The 24,734-nt window shown below is 54.7% G+C and carries 22 protein-coding genes; 12 read left to right on the forward strand and 10 right to left on the reverse strand.

All coding sequences use genetic code 11. From position 1 onward, the window contains the following. Nucleotides 1-35: 35 nt before the first annotated feature. From ACMHXE_RS08450 to ACMHXE_RS08460, 3 genes are read right to left on the reverse strand one after another with little or no spacing between them, the layout of a single operon-like run. On the reverse strand, nt 36-398 hold the full coding sequence (locus ACMHXE_RS08450) for a cupin domain-containing protein (RefSeq protein ID WP_025009887.1): 363 nt from the start codon (nt 396-398) through the stop codon (nt 36-38). Between the two features lie 18 nt (nt 399-416). Continuing rightward, entirely contained in the window at nt 417-1,901 is a 1,485-nt protein-coding gene (locus ACMHXE_RS08455; protein WP_208155818.1) for a CoA-acylating methylmalonate-semialdehyde dehydrogenase, read from the reverse strand. Nucleotides 1,902-1,916: 15 nt separating this feature from the next. Then, nucleotides 1,917-3,254 carry an aspartate aminotransferase family protein gene (locus ACMHXE_RS08460; protein ID WP_413731981.1) on the reverse strand — a complete coding sequence of 446 codons (1,338 nt, stop codon included), beginning with the start codon at nt 3,252-3,254 and terminating at the stop codon, nt 1,917-1,919. A gap of 255 nt (nt 3,255-3,509) precedes the next feature. Between ACMHXE_RS08460 and ACMHXE_RS08465 the strand changes: the two genes are divergently transcribed. Next, nucleotides 3,510-5,006, forward strand: a complete 1,497-nt coding sequence (locus ACMHXE_RS08465) for an aldehyde dehydrogenase (RefSeq protein WP_044733901.1) — start codon at nt 3,510-3,512, stop codon at nt 5,004-5,006. Nucleotides 5,007-5,060: 54 nt separating this feature from the next. Here ACMHXE_RS08465 and ACMHXE_RS08470 read toward each other — a convergent pair whose 3' ends face one another. Next, complete coding sequence (locus tag ACMHXE_RS08470) at nt 5,061-5,282, reverse strand: hypothetical protein (protein WP_096141579.1); 222 nt, start codon at nt 5,280-5,282, stop codon at nt 5,061-5,063. Nucleotides 5,283-5,369: 87 nt separating this feature from the next. Then, nucleotides 5,370-6,677 carry an NAD(P)/FAD-dependent oxidoreductase gene (locus ACMHXE_RS08475; protein WP_412496251.1) on the reverse strand — a complete coding sequence of 436 codons (1,308 nt, stop codon included), beginning with the start codon at nt 6,675-6,677 and terminating at the stop codon, nt 5,370-5,372. Nucleotides 6,678-6,886: 209 nt separating this feature from the next. Between ACMHXE_RS08475 and ACMHXE_RS08480 the strand changes: the two genes are divergently transcribed. From ACMHXE_RS08480 to gabT, 11 genes are all read left to right on the forward strand, one after another. After that, nucleotides 6,887-7,435, forward strand: a complete 549-nt coding sequence (locus tag ACMHXE_RS08480; protein WP_028780691.1) for a cupin domain-containing protein — start codon at nt 6,887-6,889, stop codon at nt 7,433-7,435. Nucleotides 7,436-7,804: 369 nt separating this feature from the next. Next, nucleotides 7,805-8,569 carry a gamma-glutamyl-gamma-aminobutyrate hydrolase family protein gene (locus ACMHXE_RS08485; RefSeq protein WP_028780690.1) on the forward strand — a complete coding sequence of 255 codons (765 nt, stop codon included), beginning with the start codon at nt 7,805-7,807 and terminating at the stop codon, nt 8,567-8,569. A 1-nt stretch (nt 8,570) separates the two neighbouring features. Then, nucleotides 8,571-9,920 carry a glutamine synthetase family protein gene (locus ACMHXE_RS08490; protein ID WP_028780689.1) on the forward strand — a complete coding sequence of 450 codons (1,350 nt, stop codon included), beginning with the start codon at nt 8,571-8,573 and terminating at the stop codon, nt 9,918-9,920. Nucleotides 9,921-9,930: 10 nt separating this feature from the next. Then, complete coding sequence (locus ACMHXE_RS08495) at nt 9,931-11,304, forward strand: aspartate aminotransferase family protein (RefSeq protein ID WP_286996396.1); 1,374 nt, start codon at nt 9,931-9,933, stop codon at nt 11,302-11,304. A gap of 155 nt (nt 11,305-11,459) precedes the next feature. Then, nucleotides 11,460-12,557, forward strand: coding sequence for a polyamine ABC transporter substrate-binding protein (locus ACMHXE_RS08500; RefSeq protein ID WP_071238079.1), 1,098 nt, complete (start codon nt 11,460-11,462; stop codon nt 12,555-12,557). A gap of 118 nt (nt 12,558-12,675) precedes the next feature. After that, nucleotides 12,676-13,812, forward strand: coding sequence for a polyamine ABC transporter ATP-binding protein (gene potA, locus ACMHXE_RS08505; protein ID WP_413731985.1), 1,137 nt, complete (start codon nt 12,676-12,678; stop codon nt 13,810-13,812). Further along, complete coding sequence (locus ACMHXE_RS08510) at nt 13,809-14,708, forward strand: ABC transporter permease subunit (protein WP_037436682.1); 900 nt, start codon at nt 13,809-13,811, stop codon at nt 14,706-14,708. Before potA ends, ACMHXE_RS08510 begins: the two co-directional genes overlap by 4 nt. Then, a complete protein-coding gene (locus ACMHXE_RS08515) occupies nt 14,705-15,520 on the forward strand; it encodes an ABC transporter permease subunit (protein WP_025009896.1) in 816 nt (271 codons plus the stop codon). Before ACMHXE_RS08510 ends, ACMHXE_RS08515 begins: the two co-directional genes overlap by 4 nt. 165 nt (nt 15,521-15,685) lie before the next feature. Further along, nucleotides 15,686-16,972, forward strand: a complete 1,287-nt coding sequence (locus tag ACMHXE_RS08520) for an NAD(P)/FAD-dependent oxidoreductase (RefSeq protein ID WP_101095940.1) — start codon at nt 15,686-15,688, stop codon at nt 16,970-16,972. A 46-nt stretch (nt 16,973-17,018) separates the two neighbouring features. Continuing rightward, the gene (gabD, locus tag ACMHXE_RS08525) at nt 17,019-18,461 is read left to right on the forward strand and encodes an NADP-dependent succinate-semialdehyde dehydrogenase (RefSeq protein ID WP_101058981.1); all 1,443 of its coding nucleotides are present in this window, start codon (nt 17,019-17,021) and stop codon (nt 18,459-18,461) included. A 47-nt stretch (nt 18,462-18,508) separates the two neighbouring features. Continuing rightward, on the forward strand, nt 18,509-19,780 hold the full coding sequence (gene gabT / locus ACMHXE_RS08530) for a 4-aminobutyrate--2-oxoglutarate transaminase (protein WP_025887874.1): 1,272 nt from the start codon (nt 18,509-18,511) through the stop codon (nt 19,778-19,780). Between the two features lie 264 nt (nt 19,781-20,044). On the opposite strand, the gene ACMHXE_RS08535 is transcribed toward gabT, so the two are convergent. The 5 genes from ACMHXE_RS08535 to ACMHXE_RS08555 all read right to left on the reverse strand — a co-directional run bounded on the left by ACMHXE_RS08535 (nt 20,045) and on the right by ACMHXE_RS08555 (nt 24,426). Further along, nucleotides 20,045-21,358: a methyl-accepting chemotaxis protein gene (locus ACMHXE_RS08535; RefSeq protein WP_101095939.1), complete on the reverse strand. Its 1,314-nt coding sequence runs from the start codon at nt 21,356-21,358 to the stop codon at nt 20,045-20,047. Between the two features lie 289 nt (nt 21,359-21,647). Continuing rightward, nucleotides 21,648-22,064, reverse strand: a complete 417-nt coding sequence (locus ACMHXE_RS08540; RefSeq protein ID WP_413731989.1) for a hypothetical protein — start codon at nt 22,062-22,064, stop codon at nt 21,648-21,650. Beyond that, nucleotides 22,061-22,519, reverse strand: a complete 459-nt coding sequence (locus ACMHXE_RS08545) for a hypothetical protein (RefSeq protein ID WP_025012151.1) — start codon at nt 22,517-22,519, stop codon at nt 22,061-22,063. The genes ACMHXE_RS08540 and ACMHXE_RS08545 overlap by 4 nt, the downstream gene beginning before the upstream one ends. Nucleotides 22,520-22,625: 106 nt before the next feature. Continuing rightward, a complete protein-coding gene (locus ACMHXE_RS08550) occupies nt 22,626-23,759 on the reverse strand; it encodes a pyridoxal phosphate-dependent aminotransferase (RefSeq protein ID WP_413731990.1) in 1,134 nt (377 codons plus the stop codon). 112 nt (nt 23,760-23,871) lie between these two features. Continuing rightward, entirely contained in the window at nt 23,872-24,426 is a 555-nt protein-coding gene (locus ACMHXE_RS08555; RefSeq protein WP_181316380.1) for an NADAR family protein, read from the reverse strand. Between the last annotated feature and the right edge of the window lie 308 nt (nt 24,427-24,734).

Below are 24,734 nucleotides of genomic sequence, written 5' to 3' on the forward strand. Positions count from 1 at the left end.
AGCAGCTATGCTGAGACCTCATGGCGGTTTTGTTTTTATCTGTTGGATTCAAACACCACATAGAGCTTGCGGCAGGGAACCGTTACCTGCCAGCTGCCGCGAAACCCGGCCGGGATCACAAACCTGTCACCCGGGCCAACTTCGAGACGATTTCCCTGCTCATCGCTGATGACACTGTTACCCTCGAGGATTTCGCAATACTCGTGCTCAGTGTAGTCAACTTTCCAAGCACCTGTTTCGCTTTGCCAAATTCCGGTATGAAACTGCTCACAGGGGCTGGAGTAATGGTTCTCCAGCCGTTGGCGCGGCGCGTCCTGCAGACGCTTTTCCTCGGCGATGGAGTATTCACTTATCTCGGGAGTATTGCGCGCCAGTACTCTGATATTGTTGATGTGCATCAGGCTCTCCCTCTCTCCCTATTTCATGGTCGGCATGATGAAATCGGCACTCAGCTGTTTGGGCCAGCGGGCGGTAACGGCTTTGCGCCGGGTGTAGAAGCGAACTCCATCCGGGCCGTGCATATGCAGTGGGCCAAACAGCGAGCGTTTCCAACCGCCGAAACTGTGAAATGCCATGGGCACAGGGATAGGCACATTGACCCCTACCATGCCGACTTGCACCGAGTGGCAAAAGTCGCGCGCCAGCTCGCCGCTCTGGGTAAAGATGGCGGTGCCGTTGCCGAACTCATGTTGATTGATAAGAGCCAGCGCCGAGTCATAGTCGGCCACCCTGACTATGCAAAGCACAGGGCCGAAGATCTCTTCCCGGTAAATCTGCATCTCAGGGGTTACGCCATCGAACAGGGTCGCACCGAGAAAGAAACCTTCACTGTCTGCCAAGGTATTGCGGCCATCGACCAGACAAACTGCGCCCTGCTGTATACCGCTGTCTATATAGCTGCAGACCTTGTCCAGATGCGCGCGGGAGATAAGCGGCCCCATTTCCATACCCGGCTCCAGGCCGTTACCTACCTTGAGCGCGGCTATCTTGGGTTGCAGTTTTTCTATCAGGGCATCGGCCACATCAGCAACCGCCAGTACCACGGAAATAGCCATACAGCGCTCGCCGGCAGAACCATAGGCCGCGCCCATCAGGGCGTTGCTGGCCAGTTCCAGATCGGCATCCGGCATCAGCAACATGTGGTTCTTGGCGCCGCCGAGTGCCTGTACCCGCTTGCCGTGGGCCGATGCCTTACTGTAGATATACTCGGCCACAGGCGTTGAACCGACAAAGGAGATGGCCTGAACATCCTGATGGCAGAGCAGGGTATCTACCGCCAGCTTGTCGCCGTTGATAACATTGAAAACCCCATCCGGCAGCCCGGCCTGGGTCAACAGCTCGGCAATTCTGAGTACCGGCGCCGGATTCTTTTCCGATGGTTTCATCACAAAGGTATTGCCGCAGGCGATGGCAATCGGGAACATCCACATGGGAACCATCACAGGGAAATTGAACGGCGAAATGCCGGCAACCACCCCGAGCGGTTGATTGATGCTCCAGGCATCGACGCCAGTGCCAACCTGTTCAGTGTGTTCCCCCTTGAGAAGATGGGGAATGCCGCAGGCAAACTCCACCACTTCCAGTCCTCGAACCAACTCGCCCCTGGCATCCTCAAGCACTTTGCCGTGTTGCAGGCAGATAAGCTCGGCCAGCTCATCCATGTGGGCTTCTACCAGGGCTTTGAAGCGAAACAGTACCCGCGCCCGGTTAAGGGGCGATACCTTTGACCAGGCGTCAAAAGCCTGCTTGGCCGAGTCTATCGCCCGTTCTGTATCAGCCTGGGAAGCGAGAGCGACTCTGGCTTGCTCTTCGCCGTTGGCCGGGTTGAAAATGGGCAGTGAAGCCTGAGCCTGGCTGCCATCTGTCTCATGTCCATCTATATAGTGGCTGTAAATACGCATAACTATCCTGTGTGCTCAGTCGACGGTTTGGATGGCGTCGGCCAGGGTGGAAATCAGTTGATCTATTTGGGACTCTTCCACTATCAGTGGCGGTGAGAGGGCTATGATGTCGGCGGTGGCCCGTACCAGCGCACCTTGCCAGAAACAGCGCTCGAAAATCTGATAGCCGCGTTTGCCAACACCATGCGGGCTGGGGGCCAGTTGAATGCCACCCACCAGGCCGGTATTGCGAATATCGATGACATTGGGCAGCCCCTTGAGACTGTGCAGCGCCTGCTCAAAGTAGGGCGCCATCGTTGTAGTGCGCTCAAACAGCTTTTCGTCACGGTAGATATCCAGGGTGGCCAGTGCCGCCGCGGCCGCAACCGGATGCCCTGAATAGGTATAGCCGTGAAAGAACTCGATCATCGTCTCAGGGCCCTGCATACAGGCATAGTGAATCGCTTGCTGCACAAACACCGCGCCCATAGGGATGGCGCCATTGTTGAGCGCCTTGGCCGTGGTCATTATGTCCGGAGTCACATCCCAGTGGTTGCTGGCAAAAGCGCCGCCCACCCGGCCAAAACCTGTAATCACTTCATCGAATATCAGCAAGATGCCGTATTTTTGAGTGATCTCCCGAAGGCGCTTGAGATAGCCCTTGGGAGGCAATATTACCCCGGCCGAACCTGACATGGGCTCGACGATAACGGCGGCGATATTCTCTGCGCCATGCAGGGCAATCAGCCCCTCGAGCGCCTCGGCCTTGTCGGCGCCATGCTCGGGCAAGCCGCGGCTGAAGGCGTTGGCTTCCATATCCAGAGTGTGGGGCAGATGATCGACGCCACCGAGGAGCTGCGGGCTGAAACCTTTGCGGTTATTGCCAATTCCGCCCACCGAAATACCGCCAAACCCCACGCCGTGATAGCCCAGCTCACGGCCGATAAAACGGCTGCGGCTCGGCTCGCCATTGGCTCTGTGGTAACACAGCGCCAGCTTGAGTGCTGTGTCGACCGACTCTGAGCCCGAGTTGGTAAAGAAGATACGGTTCATGCCGGGCGGGGCGATTTCACTGAGGCGCTCGGCCAACTCGAATGCCAACGGATGACCCATCTGAAAACTGGGGGCATAGTCCATTTCGCGGATCTGACGGCTGACCGCCTCACTGATCTCCGCCCGGCCATGGCCGGCATTACAGCACCAAAGACCTGCGGTGCCGTCCAGCACCTGACGGCCATCGACATCCCGGTAATACATGCCTTCGGCCGAAGCCAGTAGCCTGGGAGTCTGCTTGAATTGACGGTTGGCACTGAAAGGCATCCAGTAATGCTCGAGATTGCCCTGTGTTTTCGCCTGTTGTTTTAGCTCTGCCATAAGCATTAACCTTAGTGTTGCGGGCTTGTTAATGGTGATTGATATTTCGCTATGCTATGTCAGAAATAATGAACATGGAAGGCCTGTGTGCAATTATTTATGCCAAAAAATCTATTTTTGTAAAATATATTGAATTTATGCCGTGCTCGAGGCTAATCTGGAGCGACCCGAATAACTCGCGATGGCTGCACGAGTTGGCCGCGATAGGCCTACTGAGGTAGTGGAATGCCCGCTTGCAAGCAGATGAGAGGATTTATGAGTACACCGCAAACCCGTCAGCAATGGCAGCAGTTGGCCGCGCAATTGCAGATCTGTGGCCAGGCCTTTATCCATGGAGAGTATTGTGCAGCCGTATCCGGAGAGACCTTCGATTGCATCAGCCCTGTGGATGGCAACAAGCTTGCCGCCGTAGCCAGTTGCGATCTGGCCGATGCCGAGGCGGCGGTGGCCAGTGCCAGAGCCAGTTTTGAATCCGGAGTCTGGTCGCGAATGGCGCCGGTAGAGCGCAAAAAGGTGATGATACGCTTTGCCGATTTGCTGGAGGCGCATAGCGATGAACTGGCCTTGCTGGAAACCCTGGATATGGGCAAGCCAATCCGTTTTTCCAAGTCGGTGGATGTGACCAATGCCGCCAGGGCCTTGCGTTGGTCCGGCGAAGCGGTTGACAAGATTTACGACGAGATAGCGCCCACCGCTGACAATGAAATAGGCATGATCACCCGTGAGCCTGTCGGGGTAGTGGCCGCGATTGTGCCGTGGAACTTCCCCTTGCTGATGGCCTGCTGGAAACTGGGGCCGGCGCTGGCCAGCGGTAACTCTGTCATCCTCAAACCCTCGGAAAAATCCCCTTTGACGGCGATTCGTATGGCTGCCATTGCCTTGGAAGCCGGGATCCCGCCTGGAGTGCTCAATGTATTGCCCGGTTTTGGCCATACAGTTGGCAAGGCGCTGGCGCTGCATATGGATGTCGATACTCTGGTGTTTACCGGCTCCACCAAGATAGCCAAGCAACTGATGGTCTACGCCGGTCAGTCCAATATGAAACGTGTGTGGTTGGAGGCCGGTGGCAAGAGCCCGCACATAGTCTTTAACGATTGCCCGGATCTCAAGGCGGCGGCGCAGGCGGCAGCTTCGGCCATCGCCTTCAACCAGGGCGAAGTTTGCACCGCAGGTTCGCGCCTGCTGGTGGAGTCCGGGGTCAAGGAGCAACTGATAGCGCTCATTATCGACGAGCTCAAATCCTGGCAGCCGGGGCATCCGCTGGATCCGGATACCGTCAGTGGCGCCGTGGTGGATCAGCAGCAGCTGCAGACTATTCTCGGTTATATCGAGGCGGGTAAGCAGCAAGGTGCTGTGCTGGCCTGTGGCGGCGAGCAACTCATGGCTGAAACCGGTGGCGTTTATGTGGCGCCGACCCTGTTCCGTGAAGTGAATAACCAGATGAGTATCGCCCGCGAGGAGATCTTCGGCCCTGTGCTGAGTGTGATTGAATTTGAGGGAATGGAGCAGGCGATAGCCATAGGCAACGATAGCATCTATGGCCTGGCGGCCGGTGTGTGGACAGCGGATCTCAGCAAGGCCCACAGAACCGCCAAGGCGCTGAGAAGCGGTATGGTGTGGATCAATCATTATGACGGCGGCGATATGACGGCGCCTTTCGGTGGTTATAAGCAGTCGGGTAACGGCCGAGATAAGTCGCTGCATGCTTTTGATAAATACACAGAAATTAAGGCAACCTGGATAGCCATTTAATCGGTTTGCTGTAATAGACAATCCCCCTGCCTTGCGGGGGGAAAGAGGCTAAGTTCAGGGCTTGAGGTGTTCACGCACAGGTTCAAACAGCGCATCGAGCAACACTTGAGTGCGGTTATCTTCGACTCGCAGCTCCAGCCAACCGTCACTGCCGAGAATTTCAAGCTGCCTGCACACGAGTTTCGGGGGGGAGGCTTGCAGTTCCCCCTTGAGGCGAAAAATCCCCTGCGGCGTATGAATGCGGCTGATATCGAAGGGTGTATTCACGACTGCCACAACGCCTTTGCTGTACTTGTTTTCAAAATGGCTCCCTACTCAAAATACACTTATCTTCAAAACAGGTCTTTTCAAGACAAGCCTTGTTCAGAATAGATCCTTGAATCTATGGTACAGCATGCCTGCCGCCAGAATGGGCGAGCGCAGCGCCGGGCCACCCGGGAAGGTCATATGCTCTATTGAGGCAAAGATATCGAAGCGCTCAGCCTGCTGACTGATAGCTTCTGCCAGCAGACGACCCGCCATATGGGTGGCATTGACGCCATGCCCGGCATAGGCCTGGGCGAAATAGATGTTGGGGCTATCCGGCAACCTGCCTATCTGCGGCAGACGGTTGGCGCCTATCCCTATCATGCCACCCCACTGATAATCTATTTTCACGCCCTTGAGCGCCGGGAAAACTCTTTCCATATTGGGCCTGAGCGCGGCGCAAATGTCCTTGGGATCTCTGCCCGAGTAGTTGCACAGCCCGCCAAATAACAGGCGGTTGTCGGCCGACAGATGAAAATAGTCCAGTGCTATGCTCATATCGGCGAAGGCCATATTCTGCGGAATAATGTCAGCGCAGAGTGCTTGCGACAGGGGCTCGGTCGCCAACAGATAACTGCCGGCCGGTAGCACCTTGCCGCCGATATGAGGTTCGAGTTTGGCACCTATATAGGCATTGCCGGCCAAAATCAGATAGCGGCAACGGACTTCGCCGCCCCCAGTCCTGACCCGTATCTGCTCGCCCTTGATGATTTCGGTGGCGGCGCTGTCTTCATAGATGTTAACCCCCAGGCTTCGGGCCGCACGGGCCTCGCCGAGGGCCAGATTCAAAGGGTGCAGATGGCCGCTGCCCATGTCGCTGAGCGCGCCGAGATAACGCTCAGAGCCTATGACTTCGGGCAACTGCTCCTTGGACAACAGCTTGAGCTTATGTGGGTAGCCAAGTTGCTCAAGCTCGGTAAGCTCCTGCTCAAGCTCCTGCATATGTCTTGGTTTCAGCGCCAGATCGCAGTAGCCCCAGCGCAGATCGCAATCGATTTGATATTGCGCTATCCGTTCCCGGACGATATCGACGGCTTCAAAACCCATCTGCTTGATAGCCAGTACACCTTCTTTACCTATACTGGGCTCAAACTGTTCAATATTATGGCCAATACCGCGGATCAACTCCCCGCCATTACGCCCTGAGGCGCCCCAGCCCACTCTTTTGGCTTCCAGTATGGTGACCGCAAAGCCTCGTTCAGCCAGTTCGATGGCACTGTTGAGGCCGCTGAAGCCTGCGCCTATAACGCAGACATCTGTCTCCAAGGACTCTTCCAGCCTGGGATGCTGAAACAATTCTTTGGCGGTCGCATGGTAAAAAGAGGCGGGATAGTTGTCACTGTGAATGGGGGACTGGATTGGCATCATGGCTCCGTTCTTGTTATAAGTTTGGACTCGGCTGGTTACATCCGACGGTCGTCTCACTCTTGCCTTCAAAGTGTTCGTTTTATTTAACATGCTTTTGTCATATAATACAAAACAATTTCACCGGGACCCTGGTTGCCCTTGTGCAGAAGCCGCTGCCGACCGTGTCCTGTAACCGCCTGATAAGAGATTTTTGGGGGATTTGCGATTTGGATATAGGTGCCAGCCTCAAGGCTGTTAGAAAAATGAAAGGCCTGTCCCAGCGTGAGCTGGCTAAACGCGCCGGGGTGACCAACAGCACCATCTCTATGATAGAGAAAAACAGTGTCAGCCCTTCAGTCAGTTCACTCAAGAAAGTGCTTTCGGGGATCCCCATGTCGCTGGTGGAGTTTTTCTCCATAGGTGAAAACGGCACTACCGAGCAAAAAGTGGTGTATCGCTCCAATGAGCTTTTGGACATAGGCACTGGGCCGCTGGAGTTCAAGCTTATTGGTCGGGATTATCCCAACCGTGCCATGTCTGTGATGTCGGAGACTTATCCCCCGGGAGCCGATACGGGTGAAGAGATGCTGCGCCACGAAGGGGAAGAAGCGGCGCTGGTGATCACCGGTCGCTTTGAACTGACGGTCGGTGAAGAGGTGTTTATTCTGGAGGCCGGTGACAGCTACTATTTCAATAGCGAACAACCACACAGGTTCCGCAATCCTTTCGATGAACCCTGTCATCTGGTCAGTGCCACCACTCCTGCCAACTTTTGATCTTCCATTTCCTCTGCTGATTGCGATTTGCTGCCCGTAAATTCACTTCGGGCAGCATATTTGCCTGTAAGTGTAAATAATATCGACCGTATAACCCCGTGTGCACCGAATTGGTGCTCGCTGAACCAGTGTGATGCAAAGCCAATTTTTTGCCTTGTTCAAGCTTGTTTACACCTATCTCAAACACAAGGAATTTTTAAATATTCATTTAAAAATAAAAGCTTAAATAATTTTAGCTTGAGGTTGTGTTTAACAGGATATTAACCTCTTGCCTGTGCGAAAAAATCCGTGTAGTGTGTGAAAAAATGAACATTTGCTTTAGTGAATGTTCAAAACTGAGACCTGGATTTGAGTGTTTTGGGGTGAGATATGGCACAGGCAGCAATGGCGTTGGTGGGTGTAACCGCATGCAATGAGCAGTTGGGGCTGCATCCTTTCAATATTGTTGGCGAGAAATACCTCTTGGGCGTGGTCGAGGGTGCCGGAGCCTGGCCCCTGGTGATCCCGGCATTGGGGGCCGATACCCCGATAGCACAACTGCTCGAACGCCTGGACGGCATATTGTTTACCGGCTCCCCCTCCAATGTTGAACCTCATCACTACCAAGGCCCGGCCAGCGAACCGGGCACCCACCATGATCCCAAGCGGGATGACACTACCTTGCCTTTAATTCGCGCTGCCATAGAGGCCGGAGTGCCGGTACTCGGGATCTGCCGCGGCTTTCAGGAAATGAATGTGGCTTACGGCGGCAGTTTGCACCAGAAGCTCTATGAAGTGGGTGGTTTTATTGAACACAGAGAAGACAAGAGCGCGCCGCTGGAGGTGCAGTATGGCTTGTCCCACGAGGTCAGCATAGAACCTGGAGGGATGCTTTTCGACGCCTGGGGCCGTAGCCATGCGATGGTTAATTCCGTCCATACTCAGGGCGTGGAGCGCCTGGGTCAGGGGTTGCGGCCTGAAGCGCATGCTCCAGATGGTCTGATTGAAGCCTTCTCTGTCACCGACGCCAAGGCATTCGCCTTGGGAGTGCAGTGGCATCCGGAATGGCAGGTCAGAAATAACCCCTTCTACAGCGCAATTTTTAAGGCCTTTGGGGAGGCTTGCAGTCTTAGGGCGCAACAGCGGAATAAATAATATGAATAAGCTTGAAGCCTTCTTAAAAGAACAAAAAATAACCGAAGTTGAATGTGTTATCTGCGATATGACAGGTATCGCCCGCGGCAAAATTGCCCCGGTAGACAAGTTTATCGATGAAAAGGGCATGCGGCTGCCCGAGAGTGTGTTGCTGCAAACCGTGACCGGCGATTATGTCGATGATGAGGCCTACTATGGCCTGCTCAACAGCGCCGATATCGACTTTGTCTGCGTGCCCGATGAAAACGCGGTCTTTATGTTGCCCTGGACCCTGGAGGCCACGGCTCAGGTGATCCACGATACCTATGACAAGATGGGCAACCCGCTGGAGCTGTCGCCGCGCAACGTATTGAAAAAAGTGCTCAAGCTCTATGAAGATAAGGGCTGGGAGCCGGTGATTGCCCCCGAGATGGAGTTTTATCTCACCAGTCGCAGTGACGATCCCGATCTGCCACTCAAGCCCCCGGTTGGCCGCTCAGGCCGCGCCGAATCCGGACGTCAGTCCTTCTCCATCGATGCCGCCAATGAGTATGACCCCCTGTTTGAGGATATGTACGACTGGTGTGAGGCGCAGGAGCTGGATATCGATACCCTGATCCACGAGGAAGGCACGGCGCAGATGGAGATCAACTTCAGCCACGGCAATCCACTGGCGCTGGCGGATCAGGTGTTTGTGTTCAAACGCACCCTGAGAGAGGCCGCCCTCAAGCACGGCGTCTGCGCCACCTTTATGGCCAAGCCTGTGACCAATGAGCCTGGCAGCGCCATGCACCTGCATCAGAGCGTTATCGACAAGGAAACTGGCAAGAATATCTTCACCCGCGAAGATGGCACCATGAGCCAGAACTTTCTCAGTTATATCGGCGGGCTGCAGCGCTTTATGCCGGAATTTTTGCCGTTGATGGCGCCCAACGTCAACTCATTCCGCCGCTTCCTGCCGGGCACCTCGGCGCCGGTCAATCTGGAGTGGGGCGAGGAGAATCGCACCTGTGGCCTGAGGATCCCTGAGTCTTCACCGCAAAATCGCCGCATTGAAAACCGTATCCCGGGGGCCGATGCCAACGCCTATCTGGCCATTGCCGCCAGTTTGTTGTGCGGCTATTTGGGAATAGTTGAAGACGTGAAACCTTCGACGCCGGTGCAGGGCCGGGCCAACGAAGACCGCTCGGGGATCTCTTTGCCGCAGACGCTGGAAGAGGCGATGGCCATGATGGAAGAGAGCCAATATTGCCGTAAATATCTGGGGGAAGACTTCACCACAGGTTTTGTTGCGGTCAAGCGCGCCGAGCTTGAGAATTTCCGCCGGGTGGTGAGTTCCTGGGAGCGGGAATTCCTGCTGCTGACTGTCTAAGGAGGGAGAGATGAAATCACAACAGACCCAAAGCTGGCAGGCCAAGGACCATGCCCACCACTTGCATCCCTTTACCGATCCCAAGGCGTTGAAACAGGCTGGCGGGCGGGTGATTACCCGCGCCGATGGCGTCTATATCTGGGATTCACAGGGCAATCAAATTCTCGATGGCATGGCCGGACTCTGGTGCGTCAACATGGGCTATGGCCTGCGTTCCATCGCCGATGTGGCGGCACATCAGTTGCTGGAACTGCCTTACTACAACAGCTTCTTTCAGTGCAGCCACCCGCCGGCGATTGAACTGGCCGCCGAGATAGCCGCGCTGGCACCACCTCATATGAACAAGGTGTTCTTCACCGGCTCTGGCTCAGAGGCCAATGACACCAACTTACGCCTGGTGCGTCATTACTGGGACATCCAGGGCAAGCCGGAGAAGAAAACCATTATCTCGCGCCACAATGCCTATCACGGTTCCACAGTTGCCGGTGCCAGTCTTGGTGGTATGAGTGGTATGCATGCCCAGGGCGATCTGCCCATTCCCGGCATAGTCCACATTGCCCAACCTTACTGGTATGGCGAGGGCCAGGGACAGTCTGCCGAAGAGTTTGGCATTCGCTGCGCCCGCGAGCTTGAAAGTAAGATCCTCGAGCTGGGTGAAGACAAGGTAGCGGCCTTTATTGCCGAGCCTATTCAGGGCGCCGGCGGCGTGATAGTCCCGCCGGACAGCTATTGGCCGGAGATCAAAAAGATCCTCGCCAAGTACGACATATTGTTCATCCTCGATGAAGTGATCACCGGCTTTGGCCGCACCGGCTGTTACTTTGCCGCCGAGTATTACGATCTTGAGCCGGATCTTATCACCATAGCCAAGGGGATGACTTCGGGCTACGCCCCCATGGGCGGAGTGATAGTGTCGGATAAAGTCGCCGATACGCTGGATAAGGGCGGTGAATTTGCCCACGGCTACACTTATTCGGGCCATCCACTCAGTGCCGCGGTGGCACTGGAAAACTTACGCCTGATGAAGCAGGAAAACATAGTCGCCAAAGTGGCCGAGGAAACCGCGCCTTATCTGCAGCAGCGGCTGCGGCAAGTCTTGGCCCAGCATCCGCTGGTGGGTGAGGTGCGCGGCGTTGGCATGGTGGCCGCGCTGGAACTGGTTGCCGATAAGGCGAGTCATCAGCGCTTTGCTGCCGAGCTTGGGGTAGGCACTCAGTGCCGGGAGCATTCCATTGCCAGTGGCTTGGTGATGCGGGCGGTGGGAGACACTATGATCATCGCGCCACCCCTGGTGATAACCCAGGCTCAAATCGATGAATTGGTAACAAAGGCGAAACAAGCGCTCGATATGACCTACGCAAGCGTACAAAAATCGAACGGTTAAGATTGCCTGCCATTGGCGGTAAGGGCATGATATACCTTGCTGCCAAGGCGCCGATGCGGGTTTTAGGGAGTAGCATTGGTGACACTAATAACAATGACAATAAGTTAACAATTGAAGGCGGGTTACAACCGCTGCTACCCGTAAAAGGAGAGAGCATGAAGCTATTGACCAAAGTAACGTCTGTGGCACTGTTGGGAGGCCTTGCGGCCGCTGCCACGGCCCAGGCCGAAGAAGTTGTCCGGGTGTATAACTGGAGTGACTATATCGCCGAAGATACCCTGGCCAACTTCCAGAAGGAAACCGGGATCCGGGTGATCTATGACGTGTTTGACAGCAACGAAGTGGTTGAAGCCAAACTGCTTTCCGGCCGCTCCGGTTATGACATTGTCGTACCTTCGAACAACTTTCTTGCCAAGCAGATCAAGGCCGGGGCCTTTAAGCCTCTGGATAAAAGCAAGCTGAGCAACTATCAGAATCTGGATCCCCAGTTGATGAAACAGCTGGAGAAGGCCGATCCGGGCAACCAGTATGCCGTGCCTTACCTTTGGGGCACCAACGGTATAGGCTATAACGTCGCCAAGGTCAAAGAGCTGCTGGGAGAGGATGCTCCCACTGATTCGCTCGAACTGATGTTCAACCCCAAGTATGCCCAGAAGCTGTCATCCTGCGGCATGTCCATGCTGGACTCGGCCGATGATATGGTGCCGCAGGCGCTGATCTATCTGGGATTGGATCCCAACAGTACCAAGGCGGCCGACTTTGAAAAGGCCGGTGAAGTGCTGGCCAAGATACGGCCTTATATCACTTATTTCCATTCATCGCGCTATATCTCGGATCTGGCCAATGGTGATATCTGTGTCGCCTTCGGTTTCTCCGGCGATATCCTCCAGGCGGCGACCCGCGCCGATGAGGCAGGTAACGGCAACAAGATCGCCTATACCATTCCCAAGGAAGGCGCCAACCTCTGGTTTGATATGTTGGCTATCCCTGCCGACGCCGGCAATGTCGATAATGCGCTGACTTTTATCAACTACCTGCTCAGGCCGGAAGTGATAGCCCCCATCTCCAACTATGTTTCCTACGCCAACCCCAATGTACCGGCGCAGAAACTGGTGGATGAGTCTATCCGTAACGATCCCGGCATCTATCCACCACAGGCAACTCTGGACAACCTGTATGTGGGGGAAATTCGTCCACTCAAGGCCCAGCGGGCCCTGACCCGGGTTTGGACCAAGGTTAAATCCGGCCAATAACAATAACTCAGGGGCCAGGTGCCCCTTCATTGTCTGATTGCGTAGTACAGGCAAACTTTACTCGTTCCACCAGCGGCGGCCGCTGAGCCGTCCATTTGGTATTTTGCGGAGAAGTATTATGGCAATCACCTCGGGCATTCCTGTCAAACCCAATAATAAAACCCAGGATGAAGTGCTGCTCAAAATCGAGCGGGTCAGCAAGCTCTTTGACGATGTTCGCGCCGTGGATGATGTGTCGCTGACCATCAACAAGGGCGAGATCTTTGCCTTGCTCGGCGGCTCAGGCTCAGGTAAGTCGACTCTTTTGAGAATGTTGGCCGGTTTTGAAAAGCCTACCGAAGGACGCATTTTTCTCGATGGTCAGGACATTACCCATCTGCCGCCCTATGAACGCCCCATCAATATGATGTTCCAATCCTACGCCCTGTTTCCCCATATGACGGTGGCACAGAATATCGCCTTCGGCCTCAAGCAGGACAAGTTACCCAAGGCTGAAATCGAGCAGCGGGTGCAGGAGATGCTCAAGCTGGTGCATATGGAAAAATATGCCCACCGCAAGCCGCATCAACTCTCCGGCGGTCAGCGCCAGCGGGTGGCGTTGGCCCGTTCTTTGGCCAAGCGGCCGAAACTCCTGCTGCTGGACGAGCCCATGGGGGCGCTGGATAAAAAACTGCGGACCCAGATGCAACTCGAAGTGGTGGAAATTCTCGAGCGGGTGGGGGTGACCTGCGTCATGGTCACCCATGATCAGGAAGAAGCCATGACCATGGCCGAGCGGATTGCCATCATGAGCGATGGCTGGATAGCCCAGACCGGTTCGCCTATGGATATCTATGAAAGCCCCAACAGTAGGATGATTGCCGAGTTTATCGGCACAGTGAATCTGTTTGAGGGGGAGATCACCGCCGATGAGGTGGACTATGTGATCATTCAGTCCGAGAGCCTGAACCAGGCGTTTTACGTGGGTTATGGGGTGTCTACCAGCGTCGAGGACAAGCATGTCTGGTTGGCGGTCAGGCCGGAAAAAACCCTGATAAGCCGCGAGCAGCCCGAGGAGCAATACAACTGGGCCAAGGGCATAGTTCACGATATCGCCTATCTCGGTGGCTTCTCAGTGTATTACATTCGCCTTGGCAATGGTCAGATAGTCCAGTGCAGCATGACCAACCGTGAACGCCGCGCCGATCACCCCACCTGGGATGATGAAGTCTATATCAGTTGGGAGGACACCAGTGGCGTGGTGTTAAGATCATGAAGAAGCTCAAGTTAGGATTCAAAGGCCGCCACCTGACAATAGGCTTTCCCTATCTGTGGTTGCTGCTGTTTTTCGCGCTGCCGTTCGCCATAGTATTGAAGATAAGCTTTTCCACCGCGGCGATTGCCATTCCGCCCTACGAGCCAAGTTTTCAGTATGCCGACGAAGTGCTGCAGGTATTTATCAACCTGAGTAACTATCTGTTGCTGCTCAGCGACTCCATGTATTACTCGGCCTATCTCAACTCGCTCAAGATGGCGCTGGTTTCCACCCTAGGCTGTCTGCTGCTGGGGTATCCCATGGCCTATGCCATCGCCCGGGCGCCGGCCAGGTTGCAGACAGTGCTGCTATTGTTGGTGATGTTGCCCTCCTGGACCTCATTTCTTATTCGGGTCTACGCCTGGATGGGGATTTTGAGCAATACAGGGCTTATCAATAACCTGCTGCTGGGGCTCGGGATTGTTGATGAGCCGCTGCAGATGCTCAATACCAATCTGGCGGTGTATATCGGCATCATCTATGCGTATCTGCCCTTTATGATACTGCCGCTGTACGCCACCTTGGTGAAGCTGGATGTCAGCCTCTTGGAAGCCGCGGCGGATCTCGGCTCCCGCAGTCTCAATACCTTCTGGAAAGTGACGCTGCCCCTGTCCAAGAGCGGCGTCATTGCCGGTTCCATGCTGGTTTTTATTCCGGCCGTGGGGGAGTTTGTGATCCCCGAACTGCTCGGCGGGCCGGACTCGCTGATGATAGGTAAGGTGCTGTGGCAGGAGTTCTTCAACAACCGTGACTGGCCGGTGGCTTCGTCGCTGGCGATAGTGATGCTGGTGCTGCTGATTGTGCCCATCACCCTGTTCCATCGCTATCAGAGCCGCAGTCTGGAGAAAGAGATATGAAGAAGCTGAGTTTCTCGACCCTGATGTTATGGATTGGGCTGGTGTTTCTGTATGCCCCCATGTTTATTCTGATTTTCTACTCTTTCAACGCCTCCAAACTGGTAACTGTCTGGGGCGGCTTTTCCGCCAAGTGGTACGCCGAGCTGTTTGCCGATCAGCAGATACTGGATGCGGTCTGGACCAGTCTGCAAATCGCCTTTTACAGCTCTACCATGGCGGTGATCATAGGCACTATGGCGGCCTTTGTGATGACACGTTTTCGTCGCTCCTGGGCCAAGCTGACGCTGTCGAACATGATTACGGCGCCCTTGGTTATGCCCGAGGTGATCACGGGTCTGTCGCTGATGCTGCTGTTTGTGCATATGTCGGATCTGCTCGGTTGGCCGGCTGAGCGGGGCAGGATGACAGTCTGGATTGCCCATTCAACCTTCTGCGCCGCCTATGTGGCCGTGGTGGTGTCATCGCGCCTCAGAGAGTTGGATCTCTCTATTGAAGAGGCGGCGATGGATCTGGGGGCGACACCGCTGAAGACCTTCTTCCTGATAACTGTGCCCATGATAGCCCCGGCGCTGATGGCGGGCTGGCTGTTGTCGTTCAGCCTGTCGCTGGACGATCTGGTGATTGCCAGCTTCGCCTCGGGACCTGGCGCCACCACACTGCCTATGGTGGTGTTCTCCTCGGTGCGGCTCGGGGTGTCCCCCAAGATCAACGCCCTGGCGACACTGATCATTCTGGTGGTATCCCTGATCGCTTTCCTGTCCTGGTATCTGGCGCGCCGCGCCGAACGCCGCAGCAGACAAACAGAGGAATAACAATTAGGCGGTTGGCTGTGACAGCCACCGCCGCTATTTTTCTTATGTGTTTTAAATTTTGAACAAAGTGTGTTTTATAATGCGTTTTCTACTGGTTTTAGTCGATTTAACTGTGTAGGATGATGCAAGTGTTAAAAATAACAAACATAAAAGGCTGGATTAACCATGACTGCCACTGCCCACACCTCCTCTTATTATGCCGATTCGGCCAATGACACCCGTGAACGCAACAGCTTAAGCGAGGTGCTGGAAACCGATGTCTGTGTGATAGGAGCCGGTTATACCGGGCTCAGCTCGGCGCTGCACCTGTTGGAGGCCGGTTTCAAGGTGGTGGTATTGGAAGCGGCCAGAGTGGGTTGGGGCGCCTCTGGCCGCAACGGTGGCCAGATAGTCAACAGCTACAGCCGCGATCTCGATGTGATAGAGAGCACTGTCGGTAAGGCGCAGGCCAAGCTCTTTGGCGAAATGGCCTTCGAGGGCGGCCGCATCATCCGCGAACGCATCGAAAAATACCAGATCGATTGTGACCTCAAAAACGGCGGAGTATTTGCCGCCATCAACCGCAAACAGATGGGGCATCTGCAGCAGCAAAAAGCCCTCTGGGAGCGATATGGCCACACAGAACAGCTGCAGCTGTTGGATGATGCCGGCATTCGCCAGGTGGTCAATACAGACCGTTATATCGGCGGCTTGCTGGACAAGAGTGGTGGCCATATCCATCCGCTGAACCTGGCGCTGGGTGAGGCGAGGGCGGTGGAATCTCTCGGTGGAAAAATTTTTGAGGATTCGGCCGTAGTACGTATCGACGAAGGGGAGTACCCTATAGTACATACCGCCAATGGCCAGGTTAAGGCCAGGTTTGTGGTGGTGGCAGGAAATGCCTATCTTGGCAAACTGCTGCCCCAACTTGCTGCCAAATCCATGCCTTGCGGTACCCAGGTAATCACGACAGAACCCTTGGGTGAAGAGTTGGCCCACAGTCTGTTGCCGCAGGACTACTGCGTCGAGGACTGTAACTATCTGCTGGATTATTTCCGCCTGTCGGCCGACAAACGCCTGATCTATGGTGGCGGTGTAGTGTACGGCGCCCGAGATCCGGAGAATATCAAAGCGATTATCCTGCCCAAGCTGATCAAGACCTTCCCCCAATTGAAAGGGGTCCGTATCGACTATACCTGGACAGGCAACTTTCTGCTGACACTCTCCCGTTTGCCTCAGGTCGGCAGGATTGGCAGCAACATCTATTACTCCCAGGGCTGCAGTGGTCATGGGGTGACTTATACCCACCTGGCGGGCAAGTTGATTGCCGAGGTGCTGACCGGACAGGCGGAGCGTTTCGATGCTTTTGCCAGCCTGCCCCATTATCCATTTCCCGGCGGACATGCCCTGCGAGTCCCCTTTTCTGCGCTCGGCGCCTGGTATTACAGCCTGAGGGACAAACTGGGTATTTGATGCCTATCCGTACAAGGGCGCTTGGCGCCCATTTAAAGGAGTCGCAATGAAACTTAATCAGAGTGAGCTGCTGCGTGAACAAGCCTATATCGATGGCCAGTGGCTGGACGCAGACTCAGGCAAGAAGGTCAATATTTTCAACCCGGCCACCGGCGAGCGTATCGGCAGTGTGCCCGAGATGGGCGCATTTGAAACCCACAGAGCCATAGATGCCGCCGAGCGGGCTCTTCCGGCCTGGCGGGCGTTGACCGCCAAAGAGCGCAGCAGCATTCTCAAACGCTGGTTCGAGCTTATCAACCAACACGCCGATGACCTGGCGCTGCTGATGACCACAGAGCAGGGTAAGCCTCTGGCAGAAGCCCGCGGTGAGGTCACCTATGCTGCTTCCTTTATCGAGTGGTTTGCCGAAGAGGGCAAGCGGGTTTACGGCGATACGATCCCAGGCCATCAACAGGACAAGCGCCTGTTGGTGATCAAGCAGCCCGTGGGCGTGACCGCGGCCATTACGCCCTGGAACTTCCCGGCGGCGATGATCACCCGTAAGGCGGGTCCTGCACTGGCGGCCGGTTGCACCATGATAGTCAAACCGGCGCCGCAGACCCCTTTTACCGCTCTGGCGCTGGCCTACCTGGCGATTGAAGCGGGCATTCCTCCCGGCGTCTTCAGCGTGATTACCGGTGATGCCAAGGCGATAGGCAATACCCTTTGCGACAGCGCCGTGGTGCGTAAGCTGTCTTTCACCGGCTCGACCGGCGTGGGCATTCATCTAATGCAGCAATGCGCCGCCACCCTGAAGAAACTGTCACTGGAGCTCGGCGGCAACGCGCCCTTTATCGTGTTTGATGATGCTGATCTGGATGCTGCGGTCGAAGGGGCGATGATCTCCAAATACCGCAATGCCGGCCAGACCTGCGTCTGCGCCAACCGCATCTATGTGCAGTCGTCCGTTTATGATGCTTTTAGCGAAAAGCTGGCCGCCAAAGTGGCCGAGCTCAAGGTGGGTGTTGGCACAGAGTCCGGCATTACCACAGGGCCGCTTATCGACAAGAATGCGGTGAAAAAGGTGCAGGCTCATCTCGAGGATGCCGTCTCCAAAGGCGCCAGAGTCAAGACAGGCGGCCGGGCGCTGGGCGGTAACTTCTTCGAGCCCACTATTTTGACCGAGGTAAATGGCAGCATGCGGGTCGCCAAAGAGGAAACCTTTGGCCCGCTGGCGCCGCTGTTCCGCTTCGACAGTGTCGATGAAGTGATCGCCATGGCCAACGATACCGAGTTTGGCTTGGCGGCCTATTTCTACGCCAGGGATATCTCCAGAGTCTGGAAAGTCGCCGAGGCGCTGGAATACGGCATGGTGGGGATCAATACCGGGCTTATCTCCAACGAAGTGGCGCCTTTTGGTGGCATCAAGGCCTCGGGGCTGGGACGGGAAGGCTCTAAATACGGCATAGAGGAATATCTGGAGATCAAGTATCTCTGCCTCTCGGTCTGATTAACCCATGTCCCGGCGATGCCGGGACAACAACAGAGGATAGCAGGATGATAAGCAATGACTCTCTGATGGTGCGGCGCCAGGCCGCAGTGGCACCGGGTGTGGGACAGATACACCCTGTGTTTGTGGAACGGGCGGAAAATGCCCGGGTATGGGACGTCGAGGGCCGCGAATATCTGGACTTTGCCGGTGGCATAGCCGTGCTCAATACCGGGCACCTGCATCCCAGAGTCAAGCAGGCGGTTGCCCGCCAGTTGGAAGATTTCTCCCATACCTGTTTTATGGTGCTGGGCTATGAGAGTTATGTGGCCGTCTGCGAGAAGCTCAACGCCCTGGTCCCCGGGGATTTCGCCAAGAAGTCGGCGCTGTTTACCAGTGGCTCGGAGGCGGTGGAAAATGCTCTTAAGGTCGCCAGGGCCTATACCAAACGCAGCGGCGTCATCGCCTTTACCTCAGGCTATCATGGCCGCACCATGGCAACGCTGGCACTCACCGGCAAAGTGGCGCCCTACAGTAAGGGCATGGGGCTGATGCAGGCCAACGTGTTTCGCGCCCAGTATCCCTGCGCGCTGCATGGGGTGAGTGACGACGATGCGATGAAGTCCATCGAGCAGATTTTCAAGAATGATGCCGAACCGGCGGATATTGCCGCCATTATTCTTGAGCCGGTGCAGGGCGAGGGCGGCTTCTATGCCGCATCCCCCGAGTTTATGGCGCGGCTGCGCAAGCTGTGTGACAAGGAAGGGATAGTGCTGATTGCCGATGAGGTGCAGACGGGCGCCGGCCGTACCGGCACCTTCTTTGCCATGGAGCAGATGGGTGTTGCCGCCGATATCACGACTTTTGCCAAGTCCATTGCCGGTGGTTTCCCGCTCTCCGGCATTACCGGCCGGGCCGAGATGATGGATGCCATAGGCCCCGGCGGTTTGGGAGGCACCTATGGCGGCAATCCGCTTGCCTGCGCTGCCGCCCTGGCGGTGATAGAAACCTTCGAGAAGGAACAGCTGCTGGCGCGGGCTAACCAGGTGGGTACTGTCATTAAAGAAGCGCTTGGCAAGCTGCAGCAGGAGTACGACTTTATTGCCGATGTTCGCGGCCTGGGCGCCATGGTGGCCATGGAGCTGGTTGAAGACGGTGTGCCCAAGCCCGAGTATTGTGCACGAGTCCTCACCTTGGCGCGGGAGCGCGGTCTTATCCTGCTTTCCTGTGGCACTTATGGCAATGTGCTGCGCCTCTTGGTGCCTTTGACCGTCAGTGACAGGGATCTACAGCAGGGGCTGGAGATTATTGCCGAGTGTTTCCGGCAACTGCGTAGTTGAGCCAGAAGGATGATAGGGAAGCCCAGCGCTTCCCTTTTTTTATGTCTGTAGTAAAAAGAGGCTTATTCATTTGAGTTGCTTGAGGCTTGGCCTGTCCAAGCTGCAATTTTGTCGCTGTTAACTTTTTTGTCTGCACGCGCATTGTGCCCGACGCTGGCGCAGTTGCGACATAGTCAAAACGATCAGATGGATAAACTCAAGATCTGACGAAAGCCCCCGGCCTTGGCTGGGGGGCTTTTTAGCGGGGCGGGAGAAGCCTTCGGATCAATGTCCCTGATGTTCATCGGACAGGGACGCAACAGTATCAACCACATTGCGGGCACCATCGAGAATTGCGCTCATTAGGTCCGCGACATCCTGCAGTTGGATTTTACCTTGGTTGGCCGCCTCGGCCACCGCCGCCATTTCCCGGGTGGCCTTGTCTGTAAGCTGACCATTTTGACTGACGACAGAGCCTATCTCCTTGGTGGACTCACTGGTGCGGGCCGCCAGTTGCCTGACTTCATCGGCGACAACGGCAAAGCCCCGACCCTGCTCACCGGCGCGGGCCGCTTCAATTGCGGCATTGAGCGCCAACAGATTGGTCTGCTCGGCAATGGCGCTGATGGTCGAGACAATTGCCTGAATATGGCGCGACTGCTCATTGAGTTGAGTTATCGCCTCTGCGGCCTGCTGCACCTGATAGGTTATGCTGTTGGAGGTAACAGTTACCCTGTCGAGACTATCTATGGCTTGCTCGACTGTGGCACCGGTATTCAGCGCCGTGCTGTGGGCTATTTCGGTCGCTTCTTTAATCGCCTGGGACTTTTCTATCCTGGCGGTGATATCACTGGCAAACTTAATCACCTTGATTACCTTACCGGCGGCATTGCGTATTGGGTTATAGCTGGCCTCTAGCCAGACGGTTTGTCCCAGCTTATTGAAGCGTTTAAACAGCCCAGACTTGAATTGGCCCTTGTTGAGCTCTTCCCAAAAATGGGGGTGTTCCCGGTAGAAGGTTTCGTCACAAAACAGCTTGTGGTGTTGTCCCTTCAGTTCGGTCCGGGTATAGCCCATGACATTGAGAAAATTGGCATTGGCTTCAATGATATTGCCCTTGGGGTCAAACTCGATAATCGCCTGGGAGTTATCCAGGGCGTTGGCCACTGCTTTTTGAGTGTCGGTTTCCATTTGGCTGTTGGTGACATCGGCGGCAATTTTCATGACGCGGGTGACTTTACCCTGCTCAAACACAGGGAAGTAGGTGGCCTGCAAATAGATGCTGCTGCCATCTGCATGGCGACGTTCAAACACCCCTGCAGCGGCTTTCCCCTGCCTGAGCTGCTCCCAAAACCTGCGGTACTGGGTTGAGGCGGCATAATCGGTTTGACACAAGCTTTTGTGAGGCATGCCTTTGAGCTTTTCCTGTTCCAGGCCAAACAACTCGGCAAACAGGCGATTGGCTTCTATCACAGTGCCTTCGGGTGTGAACACCACACAGGCAAGCGACTGCTCTATGGCTTGTACTGTTGCCAGTTGCCTGGATAGCTGCAATTGACATTGTTCCAGCGCATGTCTGGACGATTTATTGAAGAACATAAAACAGATCCCCACTTGTTAGGTTTAGTCGGCAGCTTGCTGTCGGCTCGTATTCTGAGGCGAGGATCCATTTCGCAGTCGTTATTCCTGATAGGCTGCATATTTTTACTTATTATAGCGTCGCTGAAAGGTAGCATAAGTGTGGCAGAGTGAAAGCGGTAAATGATATTAAGCTGCAACTGTCACACCTTGGAGCCTGTGCTGTGTGGCATGAAAGGTTCCGGCGCACAGACTAGCAAGTTTTTGTTAACTTAAGATTTCGACACCTTTGCCAATCACGGGAATACCCTTAATATTTGGCCTTCAGCTTTTGTCGCAGACTCTCATCTCTGGCGGCTTTGGTGAGTTCGAGGGCGATATTGCGCCTAAGGCGAATTAACCAACTGTCGATTTTGGCTTGGTCCATTTTGCAGTCGCAGCGGCTGGAGAGCAGGCTAAGCTGCAGTTCCTGTTGCTGCCGTGCTACTTCTACTTCGACCGTGTATCCCTTGTAGTTATTGAGCCGGGCGAGCCAGGTGCCATCTGCGGCAGTTTCCAGTTCCCAGCTATCCCGGGTAACGGCCCGCTGCAACATGGCGGGGATATCCTGCACATAACCACCTGTGGGTACTGGGTTTTGCCAGCGTTGCAATTGATATTCAGTCTCGGCGGAAGCCGGGTTCAGCCATAACAGATTCAGCAGTAGCGGCAGTAGTATTCGTTTCATGATTTTTTCAGCTCCTGGGCGATGGAGAGACGCAGATTCTTGATGTAGTTGTAATAGCCGCGGCCATTCTTGTAGCAGATATCATCAATCAGCTTTTTGCAGACAAAATCCCCCAGGGCGGCGTGGTATTTAAGCTGAATATAGTTGGCGTCGTATTCAATGCGCATCACATTGGTGTCGCCGCGATAGTCGAAACGGGCCAGAATATAGCCCTCACCTTCGCCCTCGTATACCCAGGCAAAGCCCTTGGTGCTGAGCATACCTTCGAGAATGGCATAACGAACCTGGGCCTCACTGGCTCCCGCTACAGGGATCTCTTTATGAACGGCTTCTATATAGCTATTTGAGGATTTGGGTTTGGCATTTTTGTTGATGACCAGCTCGCCGGGGGCGGCTTGCAACGACAGGGAGAAACCGAGGGCGAATAACGCCCCCAGAATGGATTGGACTTGCATATCAGAATCCTTCTGAAAAAGGCTGCGAAAGTCCGAGTCTAGCGAAAAGCCAAGGCACTTGAAAGAGTGCTTGAAACAGCTCTTGAAACAGCACTTGAAAGAGAAATTAGAGCAAACCTTCCAAACGCAGACGTTGCATCTCTTTGGCAACTTGTTGCATCTGCATTGGTGTGCCCAAGGTCAAGCGGTTCCAGCCTTCAAGCCCTGGGAAGGTGCGGCCTACCAGAATGCCGGCCTGCTGCATCCGCTTGCGATAGTCTTCATTGTTACCTTTGATGCGGTGGAAAATAAAACTGGCGTTGAGCGGCAGATAGTCGAGCCCCAGTTGTTTGAGTGTGGCAATGATAATGGCACCGGCTTCTAAGTTGTTGCTGCGGGTCTGCGCCAGCCAGGCGCTGTCATCCAACACTGCTGCCGCCCCATAGAGAGCAAACAGGTTGGCGTTGTCAAAACTCGCCTGGGCCTGCATGGCGGCTATCATTTCCGGAGCGGCAATGGCATAACCGGCCCTTAGTCCCGCCATTCCCCATGCTTTGGAGAACGTCTTGGTTAGCACTGTGTGTTTCTGGCCATTTTGGATGAACGGCAGCGCGGATTGGAAATCGCTACCGGCATACTCGCCGTAGGCCTCATCAATAATAAACTGCAGCTCGGGACTGGCATTGGCCAGCCACTGCGCAACCGGCGCCTTGGGCAGCAAGAGGCCGGTTGGGTTGTTGGGGTTACACAGATAGACAATGGAAGGGCCAGAGTGCGCGGCCACGGCGGCTTGCATGGCGGCGATATCGGTTTGCAGCTCGGCGGTCAGTGGCACTTCAGTTACCTTGAGTCCTCTGGCCTTGGCATAGTCGGCCACTATGTCAAAGGTGGGCTTGGGCATTACCAACTGGCAGTGAGCGCTGGCCATGGCATCTATGGCGAACTTGAGTACTTCGGAAGAGCCATTGCCATAAATGAGCTGCTCTTGGCTGACACAGTGATAGCTTGCCAGGCGCTTGAGCAAGGCCTGACGGGCACTGTCGGGATACAGGTGCGCTTCGCCCATATGCTGCATAATGGCTTCTCTGGCACTGCTTGGCATCCCCAGCGGGTTTTCATTGAAGTTCAGCGCCAGGAGCCCCTTGGAGACTGTAGCTTGGGCCTGCTCTTGGGAAGATAGAGAGAAATTACTGCAGCCACTGAGCCCCAGTGCAGTACCAGCTAAACCGGCCTGAATAAAATGCCTACGACTTAATTGCATGTTTATTATGATGTTCTGGATAAGAGGGCGCTCAGTCTACCCAGAGGAGGAGAGAAAATAAATGAATTTTTATTCACTATTTGAAGCTTGTTATTCTTTTGGCTTTTGATTGTCAGAGATCTTTTCTGAGCCGATCGCGAACTTCCATGAGTGCAAACCCTAACAGATTTAAGCCTTTCCATCTCCTGGGAATTTCAGATTCAGGATGATCTTGAGCGAGCCCTATCCCCCATACTTTATCTACAGGACTAGCCTCGACTAAGATACGGTTTCCAGTATTAAGCAGAAACGATTTTAGTTCAGTATGCTGAGCAAACTTAGCTAAGTTTGCATTAAGCACTATTTCAAAGCGTCTCTCATCCCAGACTTCTTGGTTGAACCCGACTACTTCCCGACCAATAGCTTTGGCTGCGCCAGGGTTGGTGGCAAGGAGGATTCTTTCACATGCAATGTCATCACCAAATAGCTTTGCCTTGTGATACATCATGTAATGCTCCGCAGTAATGAAGACGTTGCCTTCTTCTTCAAACTTTGCGTCATACCATTGACTAAAACAACTCTTGGAAATTTGTTCTCCTTTCTCCTGGTGTCCCCAGAAGAATATGTACTTGACCTTATTCCCTTGGTCTACGAAATCGACCAACTGTTCTCTTGTCCTAATTTTCAAAGTGATTCCTATGCTTGGTTGCTTTTTACCTGCAAAAAGACTTTCTTACCCTGGTCAGTTCAGGCCTTGGCACTGAACTCAGAGATTGTTATGAATTCTATAAGTTGTGTATGAGGCCATGCTACACCAGCTTACAATTTAGCGAAATTTCTTGAATGTTCACGGTCGGTGAAAAGTTGGCTTAAAGCCATGATAGCCGCTGTGCCAGCGGCTTAAAGTCGTGGAGCTTCGCCCCACACCCGACCAAGAAGGGATCAACAGCAATCCCCTCTTGGATCTCCCTTGCCGCCCCACACGGTGTCGAAAGC

This window comes from Shewanella sp. BJSY2023SW007 (assembly GCF_047314525.1).
In the GTDB taxonomy this organism is placed as follows: Bacteria; Pseudomonadota; Gammaproteobacteria; order Enterobacterales; family Shewanellaceae; genus Shewanella; species Shewanella chilikensis.

What these genes read in the sequence shown, in the direction of transcription:
- ACMHXE_RS08500 (WP_071238079.1), top strand. Translation starts at nt 11,460, where the DNA reads ATGAAGCTATTGACCAAAGTAACGTCTGTGGCACTGTTGGGAGGCCTT.
- ACMHXE_RS08535 (WP_101095939.1), bottom strand. Translation starts at nt 21,358, where the DNA reads ATGTTCTTCAATAAATCGTCCAGACATGCGCTGGAACAATGTCAATTG.
- potA (WP_413731985.1), top strand. Translation starts at nt 12,676, where the DNA reads ATGGCAATCACCTCGGGCATTCCTGTCAAACCCAATAATAAAACCCAG.
- ACMHXE_RS08520 (WP_101095940.1), top strand. Translation starts at nt 15,686, where the DNA reads ATGACTGCCACTGCCCACACCTCCTCTTATTATGCCGATTCGGCCAAT.
- ACMHXE_RS08475 (WP_412496251.1), bottom strand. Translation starts at nt 6,677, where the DNA reads ATGCCAATCCAGTCCCCCATTCACAGTGACAACTATCCCGCCTCTTTT.
- ACMHXE_RS08510 (WP_037436682.1), top strand. Translation starts at nt 13,809, where the DNA reads ATGAAGAAGCTCAAGTTAGGATTCAAAGGCCGCCACCTGACAATAGGC.
- ACMHXE_RS08465 (WP_044733901.1), top strand. Translation starts at nt 3,510, where the DNA reads ATGAGTACACCGCAAACCCGTCAGCAATGGCAGCAGTTGGCCGCGCAA.
- ACMHXE_RS08495 (WP_286996396.1), top strand. Translation starts at nt 9,931, where the DNA reads ATGAAATCACAACAGACCCAAAGCTGGCAGGCCAAGGACCATGCCCAC.
- gabD (WP_101058981.1), top strand. Translation starts at nt 17,019, where the DNA reads ATGAAACTTAATCAGAGTGAGCTGCTGCGTGAACAAGCCTATATCGAT.
- ACMHXE_RS08450 (WP_025009887.1), bottom strand. Translation starts at nt 398, where the DNA reads ATGCACATCAACAATATCAGAGTACTGGCGCGCAATACTCCCGAGATA.
- gabT (WP_025887874.1), top strand. Translation starts at nt 18,509, where the DNA reads ATGATAAGCAATGACTCTCTGATGGTGCGGCGCCAGGCCGCAGTGGCA.
- ACMHXE_RS08460 (WP_413731981.1), bottom strand. Translation starts at nt 3,254, where the DNA reads ATGGCAGAGCTAAAACAACAGGCGAAAACACAGGGCAATCTCGAGCAT.
- ACMHXE_RS08515 (WP_025009896.1), top strand. Translation starts at nt 14,705, where the DNA reads ATGAAGAAGCTGAGTTTCTCGACCCTGATGTTATGGATTGGGCTGGTG.
- ACMHXE_RS08490 (WP_028780689.1), top strand. Translation starts at nt 8,571, where the DNA reads ATGAATAAGCTTGAAGCCTTCTTAAAAGAACAAAAAATAACCGAAGTT.
- ACMHXE_RS08540 (WP_413731989.1), bottom strand. Translation starts at nt 22,064, where the DNA reads ATGAAACGAATACTACTGCCGCTACTGCTGAATCTGTTATGGCTGAAC.
- ACMHXE_RS08550 (WP_413731990.1), bottom strand. Translation starts at nt 23,759, where the DNA reads ATGCAATTAAGTCGTAGGCATTTTATTCAGGCCGGTTTAGCTGGTACT.
- ACMHXE_RS08485 (WP_028780690.1), top strand. Translation starts at nt 7,805, where the DNA reads ATGGCACAGGCAGCAATGGCGTTGGTGGGTGTAACCGCATGCAATGAG.
- ACMHXE_RS08455 (WP_208155818.1), bottom strand. Translation starts at nt 1,901, where the DNA reads ATGCGTATTTACAGCCACTATATAGATGGACATGAGACAGATGGCAGC.
- ACMHXE_RS08545 (WP_025012151.1), bottom strand. Translation starts at nt 22,519, where the DNA reads ATGCAAGTCCAATCCATTCTGGGGGCGTTATTCGCCCTCGGTTTCTCC.